A 12,047-nucleotide genomic window follows, 5' to 3' on the forward strand; every position below is an offset into this window, starting at 1 on the left:
CAGGGATGCGACTGCGTTCAGGCGGGTGCGGCATGAGCATCCGGGTGCTGATCGTCGACGATTCGGCCGCCTACCGCGGCCTGCTGACGCGGCTGCTGGCCCAGGCGCCGGGCATCGAGGTGGTCGGCGAGGCCGGCGACGCCGCCGAGGCGCGCGCGGCGATCAAGCGGCTGGCGCCCGACGTGCTGACGCTCGACATCGAGATGCCGGGCATGAACGGGCTCGATTTCCTCGAACGGCTGATGCGGCTGCATCCGCTGCCGGTGGTGATGGTGTCGGCGCTGGGCCGCCAGCAGGCCGAGGTGGCGCTGCAGGCGATCGCGCTCGGCGCCGTCGATTTCGTGATCAAGCCCGACCAGGCCGATGCGCGCGTGCTGTCCGAATTCGCCGAGCGGCTGGCGGCGCTGCTGCGCACCGCCGCCGGGGTCCGGCCACCGGTGCGGCCTGCCGTGCTGCCCGTCGCAGCCATTGCGCCGGCGAGCTGCCGCAGCGGCAGCCTGATCGCGATCGGCGCCTCGACCGGCGGCACCGAGGCGATCCGCGCCATCCTGGCTGCGCTGCCGGCCAAGGTGCCGCCGATCCTGATCGTGCAGCACCTGCCCGAGCGCTTCGTGGCGCCCTTCGCCGCGCGGCTGGACGACGGCAGCGCGCTGACGGTACGGCTGGCGCAGGATGGCGAGCCGCTGCGCGCGGGCCATGCCTACCTGTCGCCGGGCCGCCGCCACCTCGCCGTGGCGCAGCGCGGCGATCGCCTGGTCGCCAGCCTGGTCGACGCGCCCAAGGTGAATTTCCACCGCCCTCGGTCGACGTGCTGTTCGAATCGGTGGCCCGCGTCGCCGGGCCGCTCGGGGTGGCGCTGCTGCTGACCGGCATGGGCAAGGACGGCGCCGCCGGCCTGGCGCAGGTGCGCGCCGCCGGCGGCTACACGCTGGCGCAGGACGAGGCCAGCAGCGTGGTGTTCGGCATGCCGGCCGAGGCGATCCGGCTCGAGGCGGCCTGCGAGGTGGCCGAGCTCGGCGCGATGGCGGCCAGCGTGTGCCGGCGGCTGGCGGCGCTGGGCTAGCGTTTCCGGCCGATGTGCGGATGTCTGGCGGTGGAATGCCTGACCGCGGAGGACGCCGAGGACGCGGAGCAACTGCGAACCCCTCCGCGGCGGCATCCGTAGGAGCGGCTTCAGCCGCGAACGGTCGGGCCATCCACCCTCGCGGCAAGCTCCACGATTCGCGGCTGAAGCCGCTCCTGCGACAGCCATCCCGCAGTGCGCCCATCCTCCGCGGTGAAATGCCTTCCAACGGCGTTCAGAAATAGTCGCGCAGCCGATACCACGACATCCCCAGCACCTGCAGCAGCGCACCCACCGTCTCGCCGCCCGGGAACGGCGGGTTGCGCAGCGCGGTGAACAGCGCCAGGTGGGTCTCGTCGCCGCGGATCGCCTCGGCCAACACGCGGCCGGCCACGCAGGTCGGCACGATGCCGTGGCCGGAGAAGCCCTGTGCCCAGTACACCGGCCCGGCGCGGCCGAAGTCGGGCGTGCGCGGCAGCGTGATGTCGATGTGGCCGCCCCAGCAGTGCGCGATGCGCAGGTCGGCCAGCTGCGGGAAGACCTTGAGCATGTCGCGCCGCATGCCCTCGGCCAGGTTGCGCGGCGTGCGGCCGGTGTAGGTGCACTTGCCGCCGAACAGCAGCCGGCGGTCGGCCGAGAGGCGGAAGTAGTCGAGGATGAACTGGTTGTCGGTCACCGCACGGTTGCTCGGCAGCAGCGCCCGGGCGCGCTCGGCCGACAGTGGCTCGGTGGCGATGATGTAGGTGCCGACCGGCAGCACGCGCGCCTGCAGCGCCGGCGCCAGCCGGTCGACGTAGGCGTTGCAGGCCAGCACCAGCTTGTGCGCATGCAGGCGGCCCTGCGCGGTCTCCACTGTCACGCCGTCGGGCCGCTCGACGTAGCGCACGGCCTTCGAATCCTCGTAGATCCGCACGCCGAGCGACTCGGCCGCGTGCGCCAGGCCCAGCACGTACTTGAGCGGATGCAGGTGGCCGCCCTCGGGGTCGAGCAGCGCCGCCTGGTAACGGTCGGACTCGATATGGCCGCGCAGCTCGTCGCGGCCGATGAAGCGCAGCGCGTCGTAACCCCACTTGCGCGCGGCCTCCTCCTGCCAGTCGGTCAGCAGCTGCACCCGGCGCGGCAGCACCGAGGTCCACAGGTGGCCGCCGGCCAGGTCGCAGTCGATCGCCTGTTCGGCGATGCGGCGGCGGATCTCGGCTGCCGCCTCGCGCACCAGGCGCCACACCTCGCGCGCGCCGTCGAGGCCGAGCGCCGCCTCGAACGGCGGCATGTCGCAGGAGAAGCCGAGGATGATCTGGCCGCCGTTGCGGCCCGAGGCGCCCCAGCCGACGCGGCTGGATTCGACGATGGCGACCGAATGGCCGGCCTCGGCCAAGTTCAGCGCGGTGTAGAGCCCGGTGAAACCGGCGCCGACGATGGCCACGTCGACCTCGCGCTCGCCTTCGAGCGCCGGCCGGCGCTGCTGCGCCTCGCGGCTCGATGCGGCGTAGTAGCTGTCGGGATAGTCGCGGGCTTGTTCGAACACTGTGGCAGCTCCCTGTCGTGTGGCGGCCGATTATGGGCGAAGCGCGCGGGGCTGTCGTGGCGCGGCGGCAGCGGCGTCGCGGCTGGCCTACACTGTGCCGGTCTTCCCGCCCGAGCCCGCCATGACCCGCTTCGATCCCGCCCGTGAACCGCAACCCGATTTCGACGCCGTGCGCGCCCGCGTGGCGCGCGGCTACGACGGCCCGCTGCTGCTGGCCGACCGCGCCGTGCTGCGCGAGAAGGTGCGGCGCTTCAAGGCCGCCATGCCGCGCGTGCAGCCGCACTACGCGGTCAAGTGCAATCCCGATCCGGCCGTGCTGCGCATCCTGCGCGAGGAGGGCTGCGGCTTCGAGATCGCCTCGCCGGCCGAGCTGGCGCTGTGCCGCGAACTGGGCGTGCCGGCCGCCGAGCTGTACTTCAGCAACCCGATGCGGGCGCGCGCGGCGGTGATGGAGGCGGCCGCGGCCGGCGTGCGCTGGTACGTGGTCGATTCGGTCAGCGAGCTGCGCAAGGTGCACGAGGTCGCGCCGCAGGCGAGCTTCTACCTGCGGCTGCACACCTCGAACGAGGGCTCGGTGTCGCCGTTGTCGGAGAAATTCGGCGTGTTCGAGGAGGAGGTCGAAGCCATCGTCGACGAGGCGCTGCGGCTCGGCGCCGACCTGTGCGGCGCCACCTTCCACGCCGGCTCGCAATGCCTGAACCCGGCCAACTGGCGCAGCGGCATCGAGGCGGCGCTGGCGCTGTTCGAGACCTTGCGCGGCCGCGGCCTCGCGCCGCGGCTGCTGAACCTCGGCGGCGGCTTCCCGGTCGAGCACCGCGACCCGGTGCCCTCGATCGGCCACATCGGCGAGGTCATCAACGCCGCGCTGGCCGCGGTGCCCGATTCGATCCGGGTGATGGCGGAGCCGGGGCGCTTCCTGGTGTCGGATTCGGCCTACCTGGTCTGCCGCGTGATCGGCACCACGGTGCGGCGCGGCCAGCGCTGGGCCTATCTCGACGCCGGCGTGTTCAACGGCCTGCTGGAGACCACCACCGGCATCGACTACGACATGCGCAGCGACCGCCGCGGCGACATCGTGCCCTGGGTGGTGGCCGGCCCGACCTGCGATTCGATGGACATCTGCGCGCGCAGCCAGCCGCTGCCGGACGACCTGCGCGAAGGCGATTTCATCTACGTGCGCAACGCCGGCGCCTACAGCCAGGCCTGCGGCTCGACCTTCAACGGCTTCGCGCTGCCGCAGGTGGAGCTGTTCTAGTCGCGGCCGAGTGACGTTTTTGGGCAGCGGACTGACGCCATACGGTCAGATTGTGACGATCGGCGGCATTGGAAATGCCATCATCATGCTATATTGCCGCGCCTGAACCCTCTGACGACGACCCGCGATGAACCGCCATGACCCTGCCCGAATCGAATCCACGCCGCGCCGGACTGCCAGCCCGGAGGGCGCAGCCATGAGCAGGACGCAGGGTTTGCTGGCCGGCCTGGTCCGTTTCTTCACCCGCCGCCGGCGGCTGATCGGCACCGGCGCCCCGACCGAGGTCATGACCCGCCAGGCGCCGCGGCGCAAGCCGCAGGAACGCAGCCAGCGCGCCGACATCCCGCCGCGGCTGGCCCAGGTCGGCGTGCAGCGCTTCGACAAGGCGGCGATCCAGGCGATGCCCGATTTCGACGGCCTGCCGCCGACCGCGATCGAAGTCGTGCGCAGCCTGGATGCGGCGGCGGCGGCCTGCCGCGAGCTGACCGAGGCGGCGGTGGTCGGTTTCGACACCGAATCGAAGCCGACCTTCAACAAGGGCGAGCGCTCGCAGGGGCCGCATCTGGTGCAGTTGAGCACCGCGACGCGCGCCTACCTGTTCCCGCTGCAGGGCGGCCGCATGGCAGAGCCGTTGCGCGCGCTGCTGGCCTCGCCCGACGTGCGCAAGGTCGGCTTCGACCTGCGTTCGGACAAGCAGCAACTGGCCGACAACTACGGCCTGCGCTGCCAGGGCATCGAGGACCTGGTGCCGATGTTCCGCAAGGCCGGCTTCCGCAGCACGGTCGGCGCGGTGCAGGCGGTGGCGCTGCTGTTCGGCCGCTACTACCGCAAGTCCAAGAGCGCCAAGATGTCGAACTGGGCCGCGCCGGCGCTGAGCGAGAGCCAGAAGCGCTATGCCGCCAACGACGCCTACGTGGCGCTGCGGGTCTACCTGGCGCTGACCGCCCGCTAGGACATCGCCGCGATCGCGGCGTCGAAGAATCGATCGCCGCAAGGCGGCAAGCAAGGCCCACGCAGCAAGACCGCCCGGCATCTCGCCGGCCGGTTTCGCTGCGTGGGCCTTGGTTTTTGGGGTGGTCGGGTGACGAGTGACGGGCGGGCCTAGCGCGGATTCAGCAGGCGCCAGTCCGCCGTGCGCCGCTGGATGAAGCCCGATTCCTCGTAGGCGCGGCGCAGCAGGCCCTGGCGGCGCAGCACGGCCAGGCCGCGGTTGAGCAGCTCGCCGGCCTGGCGGTGCCCGGCGCTGCTGCGCGAGATCGGCAGGTGGCGGCTGCCGGGCAGGGCCAGCTTGACGCCGGGGATCGGCACCAGCCGGATGTCCTCGCTGAAGAGGCTGCCGTCGGGCGTGCCCTGGAACGGCGCGAGCAGGAAATCGACGCGGCCGGCCGCCACCATCCGCACCATCGACGGCCAGACCGGCACGTTCTCCAGCCTTCGCACGCCCAGTTCCGTCAGCACCGCCCAGTCGGCCGACCAGGCGCGGTTCGATACCGCGCGCAGCTTGCGCACCGCGGCCGGCGTGGTGCTGGCCAGCGCGGCGCGGTTGGTCGGCAGGGTGAACAGGCCGGCCTCGAACTGGCCGTCCTCGATCAGCGGATCGCTGACGTCGAGCGGCTTGCCGGCCAGGTCGTCGAGCCAGGCCGTGGTGCCGCCGATGTCGGCGTGGCCGATCTGCAGTTCGGCCAGGATGCGCTCGTAGGAATCGGCCGGGATCATCTCGATCGGGCCGCGGTAGCCGGCCGCGCGCAGCGCCTGCCAGGTCAGCAGCAGCTCGACCGTGTCGCGCCGGCTGTAGGGGCCGCCGTAGTCGCCGACCTGCTCGGGCATGCGCTCGCCCAGCAGCAGCTGGTAGTCGGCGATCACGTCGCTGGGCGCCACGATCACGATGGCGTTCGCCGCGGCCGCCGGCACGGGCTGGGCAGCGGCACCGCCGCTCGCCGCCGGGGTGCCCGCGGCCAGGCTCAGCACGGCCCAGGCGGCCAGCAGCAGCTGGGCGGCGAGGCGATGCGGGCGGCGGGCGGGCAGCGAGGACATGGATATATTCTAGGCAGGTCGGCGGCGTGGCCGCAGGCGAATCCAGCGGGTGCCGCCGCCATGCGTCGGCGGTCAGTTCCCGTTGCGGCCGCCGTCGGCGCCGAAGAATTCACGCATCAGGAAGGCCTCGAGCCCGGCGTTGTCCTCCAGCCGGGCCGACAGCACCACCACCCGGCCCAGCCGGTGCGAATCCCAATTGAAGTCGCCGCTGTAGTAGCGCCGGATCAGCTGGATCATGCGCTGCACGATGGCCAGGTCGATGTCGCCGCCCGGCGCGACCTCGACCTCGATCAGTTCGCGCCGCGAATTGCTGAAGCCGCCGGTCCAGCCGCGGAAGGTGAACTGCGCGGTGCGCGCGCCCTTGCTGACGATCTGGAACACGCCGCTGGCGCCGTCCTGCTGCAGGTTGCGCATGATCTTGGCGGTGCGGCTCTCGGCCGTCACCGCGGCCGGCGGCGGCGGTTCGGGCGCCAGGCCCAACTGGCGGTCGACCGCCGCGCGGCGTTCGCGTTCGGCTTCCATATAGGCGGCCAGGTCGCTGGCCGGCGGCTTGGCCACCGGCGCCGGCGTCGGTTCGGCGGGCTTGACGGTGATGCTGCGCTGCGGGTGCGGCACCGGCTCGGCCGGATGGATCGCCCGCGGGTTGGCCGGCTGGCGCGGCTGCGGCGCCGGCCGCGGCCTAGGCTTCTCGGCCTTTTCCTGCTTGCTCGGCAGGTCGAGCAGGGTCAGCGGGCTCAGGTTCACCTCGACCTCGTTGCGGCGCGGCAAGGGCTGGCCGTTGTTCAGGTTGGGCCGGGTGAGGGGGATGAACAGCAGCAGGTGTACCAGCAGCACGACGCCGGCGCCGACCAGGCTGCGCTGGCGGATGGTGATGACCGGTTCGACCCGCCGCCAGTGCGGCAGCCGCCAGGGCAGGACGGGCGGGCGGGGTCGGCGGTGAGGCTCTGCATGGGGATGTCGTTCCATCGCGTCGCGGGTGCGCCGCGGGCCGGCCCGGCGGTGCCGGACCAGGCAATCGGAGCGGGGAGGGGGGAATAAGTTTCGCTCACGGCGGCGGTCGGGCTGGCGGGTCGGTGCGGATGGACGAGGCGCGGTATTTTGCACTGCGCCATGCCGGCCTGGATAGGCGAGCGGGGCGCCGGAGCCGGTCATTTACACTCGGTTTACATCTGGCCGTTCGGAAACTCCGAACAATTGCGCTGGCGCGCGTCAGCGCGGTTCCTCCGCGGCGGCCAGGACGGACGAGGGGGATAAATCCGTAAGGAATCACTCGAGTACCGCTGTAGGTTGGCGCCCGGCTTTGCCGGGTGCGAGCCGATCGTCGAAATCCTGATTTGTTCGACGATTCCTTTGGTGTCCGCCCGGCCAGCTTCTACGATCAAGCCGGGCCGGCGCACCGACCGGCGCGAACGACGAGACGAACCCCACGGAGGAAACCCCCATGACCCAGCGATTCGGGTTGGCCGCCTGCCTGGCCGCCGCGCTGCTCGGCGCCGCCGCCACGGCGCAGGCGGACGAGCGCGGCAAGGCGCAGCAGCGGCGCGACTACCAGGCCACCCGCGCCTATTACGCCCGGCTGATCGCCGGCACGCCGCAACTGGCCGAACTGACCCTGTTCACCACCCGGCTGCCCAAGGGCGGCGACATCCACCACCACTACACCGGCGCGCTCTACGTCGAGACCTACCTCGACTGGGTCGACAAGCAGGGCTTCTGCGTCTACCGCGCCACGCTGCGCATCGAAACCAGGCCGCCGGCCGGCGAGCCGGGCAAGGACTGCCTGACGGCCGCCGCGGTGCGCGCCGACAACGCGCTCTACCGCAACGTGCTCAAGCGCTGGTCGGACAAGGATTTCGACAACCACTACCACGAGCAGCCGGCGCCCGATCAGCAGTTCTTCGACACCTTCGGCTATTTCGGCCCGGCCGCCGGCTACAAGCCGAACGAAGGTCTGCAGCTGCTGCGCCAGCGCGCCAAGGCCGAGAACCTGCAATACCTCGAGACCATGCTCGGCGGCGCACCGACGCTGGACAAGCCGGCGCCGGGCGAGGCGCCGCCGGCGGCCGCCAGCCGGCTCGACGCGCTGGCGCCCGACGCCGGCGACGCGGCGGTCGACGCCGCGCTCGGCGAGCTGGCCGCCTACCTGGACCAGGATGCGCGCACCCAGCAGAAGCTCGCCGCTTACAAGTCCGACCTGGCCGGCTACGCCCAGGGCATCGACGACGCCGACTTCACGCTGCGGCTGCAGGCCTACACCTCGCGCAACAACCCGCCCTCGACGGTGTTCTCCGGCCTCTACACCGGCTTCGCGGCGGCGCAGGGCAATCCGCTGATCGTCGGCGTCAACATCGTCGGGCCCGAGAACGGCGTGGTGGCGATGCGCGACTACGGTCTGCACATGCGGATGTTCCGCTTCCTCAAGAAGCGCTGGCCGGACACGCACCTGTCGCTGCACGCCGGCGAGCTGGCGCTCGGCATGGTGCCGCCCGAGGGCCTGCAGAACCATATCCGCGACGCGGTCGAGATCGCCGGCGCCGAGCGCATCGGCCACGGCATCGACGTGGTGCACGAGGCCGACGCGGCCGGCCTGCTGCAACTGCTGAAGCGGCGCAACGTGGCGATCGAGATCAACCTGAGCAGCAACGCCTTCATCCTCGGCATCGCCCGCGAAGCGCACCCGCTGACGGTCTACCGCCGCCACGGCGTGCCGATGGTGATCTCGACCGACGACGCCGGCGTCTCGCGCAACAACCTCAGCGGCGAATACCTGCTGTTCGCCAGCCGCTACAAGCCGAGCTACGACGAGCTCAAGCAGGTGGTCTACGCCAGCATCCGCCATGCCTTCCTGGCTCCGGCCGACCGCGCCGAGCAACTGCGCCGGCTCGACGCGCGCTTCGCCCGGTTCGAGGCGGAGATCGCGGCGATGAGCCGGCGGTTGAAGTAGGGCGGCAAGTCGACGTCCGAGCGAGGTGAAACGGGCTGACGCCGTGACCCCATCCCCACCCCGGCCTCCCCTTGAAGGGGAGGGAGCAGGGCGCGCCAGGTTCCGCATTCAGGCCGCCGAACGGAGGATGTTCGCGGCTGAAGCCGCTCCTACATCCGTGGTTTGCTGATGCCGGGTGCAGATGTCAGAGACCAAAGACCAAAGACCAAAGACCAAAGACCAGAGACCAGAGACCAGAGACCAGAGATCAGAGACCAGAGATCAGAGATCAGATGACTGGTGCCTGGGTGTTCAGGGCCGATATGCGCGGAGGGTTGAAGGGTTCACTGACGAGCGCCAGCGAGGCTCCCTCTGGACCACCCCACGAAGTCTGCGACTTCGCGGGGACCCCGGGGCGGCGAGGGCGGGGGAGTAGGGGTGGATCAGGGGAGCCGGCGCCGGTTCAGCATTCACCGAATGCAAAGCGCCCGGCTTTGCCGGGCGCCTGCTCCAACGGTTCAGTGAGCCACTAACGTACGGCAGCCAACCGGCGACTCACATCCAGCGCCCGGTACAGCAAGTTGGCCCGGTCGGCGCTCGCCGCCCGCCGCGGCCAGCGCCGCATGGCTGCGGCGAGCTGGTCGAAGGCCACGCTGGCCTCGCTGTTGGGGAAGGTCTGGATCACCGGTTGGCCGAGCCGGTCGGCGCGCGCCAGCGGTTCGTCCTCGGGCACGAAGCCGATCAGCTTGAGCTTGACGTCGAGGTAGCGGCTGGCCACTTCCTTGACCCGCTTGAACAGCGCCATCGCGGTTTCCAGCGTGCGCACCCGGTTGGCCAGCAGGCGGAAGTCGCGCCGGCCGTATTCGGTGTGCAGCCGCTTGATCGCGGCATAGGCGGCGGTGATCGATTCGCCCGACGGGGTGATCACCACCACCACGTCGTCGGCCGACAGCGCCAGGCTCGGCGCGTGGTCGTCGGCCACCGGCCGCGCATCGATCAGCACCCAGTCGATGCGGGCGACCAGCGAGTCGTATTCGTCGGCCAACTGCTCGGCCCGGCCGGCGGCAGGAAGCCGGCCGGCGCGGCGCCGGGCCGCACCGGCATCAGCTCGAAGCCGGGCGCGGCCAGCAGCAGTTCGTCGAGCCGCACCTCGCGCGCGCAGGCGTGTTCGAAGGCGTAGCGCTGGCGCAGCTGCAGCCGGTTGATCGCGTTGCGGCGGCTGTCATCCTCGTCCAGCAGCAGCACGCGCTGGTCGGTGGCGCCGATGGCGGCGGCCAGGTTCAGCGACAGCGTGGTCACGCCGGTGCCGCTGCCGCCGGTCAGCGCCACCGCGCGGCCGCCGGGGCCGCCCACCAGCCGGCGCAGGCTGGCGGCCTGGTCGCTGGCGACGGTGGCGACGGAGTTGGCGAATCGGTCCACGATCATCCCCGGCGGCCTCGCGCCAGGAGAAGTCGAGCGAAGGCGCCTGCGCTCCCATGAACAGCGGGTATTCCTCGTGCTTGAGCCGGTAGGCCGGCGCCTCGGGCGGCGTCTTGAACACCCGGTCGACCAGGTAGAGGCTGCTGGCCATGTGCAGGTCCTCGGGCACGCGCTGGCCGTTGGTGATGTAGTACAGCGGCAGCTTGTAGCGAATGATCACGTCGAGCCCGCTGCCGAGCGAGAAGGCCTCGTCGGTCTTGGTGAAGATGCAGCCCGACAGCCCCTCGCCGTGGTAGCGCCGCACCACGTCGTCCAGCGTGGTGCCCTGGGCGTTGGCGCTGAGCAGCAGCAGCCGCTTGACCGGCGTGGTCTGGCCGGCCAGCAGGGCGATCTGCTCGACCACGCGCTGGTCGCGCTGGCTCATGCCGACGGTGTCGATCAGCACCATGTGGCGGTTGCGCAGGTCGGCCAGCGTCTGCGCCAGGTCGGTCTCGTCGGTGACGGCGTAGACCGGCACGCCGAGGATCTTGCCGTAGATGCGCAGCTGGTCCTGTGCGCCGATCCGGTAGCCGTCGGTGGTGATCAGCGCGACGCGGGCGGCGCCGTGCTTGAGCGTGGCGCGGGCGGCCAGCTTGGCCACGGTGGTGGTCTTGCCGACGCCGGTCGGGCCGACCAGTGCGTAGACGCCGCCGGCCTCGACGATGTCGGCGCCGGGGCCGACCGTGGGCAGGTTGTGCTGCAGCGCGGTACGGGCCCATTTCATGCCGCGCTCGGTGCTGTAGCCGGCCGGCATGTGCTCGACGATCTGGCGGCTCAGCGCCGGGCTGAAGCCGACCGACAGCAGCCGCCGCAGCACTTCGAGCCGTTCGGGCGCGTGGCGCTTCAGCTCGTTCCAGGCCAGGCCCGCCAGCTGGCCTTCGAGCAGGCTGCGCAAGAGCTTGATCTCGCCCGAGATGTCCTCGACCTCCTGGCTGATGCTGTCGATCTTGCGACCCTGTTCGGCCGCTTCCGGCCGCATGGGCGCCGGCGCCTCGGCCGGGCGGGCCGGCTCGGCGCGGACGGTTTCGACCAGCAGCGGCGGCTCGGCGGCGCGCGGCGCCTCGGCCATCGGCTGGGCCTGCGGCAGCGCCGCCGGCGGGATGCCGAGCGTGGGTTCGAGCCGCTGGCCGGCGGGTGGCGGCAGGTCTTCCTCGGGCGGCTCGTAGCGGTAGCGCGGGCTGAAACCGGGCGTGGCGGCCGGGCCGGGGTGGTCGTCCGGCAGCACGTCGCCGCCGACGCGCGGCGCCGCCATCATCATCGGCGCGCTCGGGCGCGGCGCGGCGGCGCGCGGAGCGGGCTGGCCCGGCGTGGCTTGGTTCTGTGCGCCCGGACGCGGTGCGGCCTGGCGCGGCGCGGCCGGTTGCGGCATCGGACGCACGTCGTCGAGCGTCGGCTCCTCGTCGTCGTCGAGCTCGGGCGGCAGCGCGTAGGTGCGCTGCACCGCCTTGTTGGCCGCGGCCGGCGCGCGCGGCGGCTGGGCGGCCGGGCGCGCGGCGGGCTTGGCCACGACGGCGCCGCCGGCCAGCGCGGCGACCTCGGTATCGGCGACCGCCATGATCTCGATATTGCCGTCCGGCAACTGCCGGTTCGACAGGATCAGGGCATCGGGCCCGAGCTCGTCGCGCACCTGCTTGAGCACTTCGCGCGTGGTGGCGCCGTGGAATTTCTTGACGACCATGGTCGTGTTCCTTTGTGGTCGATCTACTTCGGTGAAACGTGAAATGTGAAAGGTGAAACGTGACCCCCATCCCCTCCCAACCTCCCCTTGAAGGGGGGAGGGGCAGGGTGG

9 protein-coding genes and 1 pseudogene are annotated in these 12,047 nt (G+C 71.6%); 4 read left to right on the top strand and 6 right to left on the bottom strand.

All coding sequences use genetic code 11. The features are described 5' to 3' along the window. Nucleotides 1-32: 32 nt before the first annotated feature. A pseudogene (locus tag H9L41_RS07740) lies at nucleotides 33-1,063 on the top strand (protein-glutamate methylesterase/protein-glutamine glutaminase). A 235-nt stretch (nucleotides 1,064-1,298) separates the two neighbouring features. Here the strand turns inward: H9L41_RS07740 and H9L41_RS07745 are convergent. Next, on the bottom strand, nucleotides 1,299-2,588 hold the full coding sequence (locus tag H9L41_RS07745; RefSeq protein WP_028446426.1) for an NAD(P)/FAD-dependent oxidoreductase: 1,290 nt from the start codon (nucleotides 2,586-2,588) through the stop codon (nucleotides 1,299-1,301). Nucleotides 2,589-2,709: 121 nt separating this feature from the next. Here H9L41_RS07745 and H9L41_RS07750 point away from each other — a divergent pair, with 121 nt between their 5' ends. Together H9L41_RS07750 and H9L41_RS07755 are read left to right on the top strand one after the other, a co-directional pair. Then, entirely contained in the window at nucleotides 2,710-3,843 is a 1,134-nt protein-coding gene (locus H9L41_RS07750; protein WP_028446427.1) for a type III PLP-dependent enzyme, read from the top strand. Between the two features lie 196 nt (nucleotides 3,844-4,039). Then, a complete protein-coding gene (locus H9L41_RS07755; RefSeq protein ID WP_211236880.1) occupies nucleotides 4,040-4,795 on the top strand; it encodes a 3'-5' exonuclease in 756 nt (251 codons plus the stop codon). A gap of 149 nt (nucleotides 4,796-4,944) precedes the next feature. Here the strand turns inward: H9L41_RS07755 and H9L41_RS07760 are convergent, their stop codons facing one another. Beyond that, the gene (locus H9L41_RS07760) at nucleotides 4,945-5,877 is read right to left on the bottom strand and encodes a transporter substrate-binding domain-containing protein (RefSeq protein WP_028446429.1); all 933 of its coding nucleotides are present in this window, start codon (nucleotides 5,875-5,877) and stop codon (nucleotides 4,945-4,947) included. Between the two features lie 72 nt (nucleotides 5,878-5,949). Next, nucleotides 5,950-6,843 (bottom strand): hypothetical protein, encoded by an 894-nt coding sequence (locus H9L41_RS24445; RefSeq protein ID WP_265583960.1) that lies wholly within the window; start codon nucleotides 6,841-6,843, stop codon nucleotides 5,950-5,952. A 475-nt stretch (nucleotides 6,844-7,318) separates the two neighbouring features. On the opposite strand from H9L41_RS24445, the gene H9L41_RS07770 reads away from it, so the two are divergent. Then, a complete protein-coding gene (locus H9L41_RS07770; protein WP_028446430.1) occupies nucleotides 7,319-8,821 on the top strand; it encodes an adenosine deaminase family protein in 1,503 nt (500 codons plus the stop codon). Nucleotides 8,822-9,329: 508 nt separating this feature from the next. Here the strand turns inward: H9L41_RS07770 and H9L41_RS07775 are convergent. Genes H9L41_RS07775 through flhF form a run of 3 tightly spaced genes read right to left on the bottom strand, consistent with a single transcriptional unit; the run spans nucleotide 9,330 to nucleotide 11,936 of the window. Next, a complete protein-coding gene (locus H9L41_RS07775) occupies nucleotides 9,330-9,845 on the bottom strand; it encodes a MinD/ParA family ATP-binding protein (protein ID WP_187523744.1) in 516 nt (171 codons plus the stop codon). Further along, a complete protein-coding gene (locus tag H9L41_RS07780) occupies nucleotides 9,797-10,099 on the bottom strand; it encodes a MinD/ParA family ATP-binding protein (RefSeq protein WP_187523745.1) in 303 nt (100 codons plus the stop codon). The genes H9L41_RS07775 and H9L41_RS07780 overlap by 49 nt, the downstream gene beginning before the upstream one ends. After that, nucleotides 10,023-11,936: a flagellar biosynthesis GTPase FlhF gene (gene flhF, locus H9L41_RS07785; protein ID WP_265583961.1), complete on the bottom strand. Its 1,914-nt coding sequence runs from the start codon at nucleotides 11,934-11,936 to the stop codon at nucleotides 10,023-10,025. The genes H9L41_RS07780 and flhF overlap by 77 nt, the downstream gene beginning before the upstream one ends. Nucleotides 11,937-12,047 lie beyond the last annotated feature (111 nt).

The organism is Chitinimonas koreensis (genome assembly GCF_014353015.1).
GTDB classification, from domain to species: Bacteria; Pseudomonadota; Gammaproteobacteria; order Burkholderiales; family Chitinimonadaceae; genus Chitinimonas; species Chitinimonas koreensis.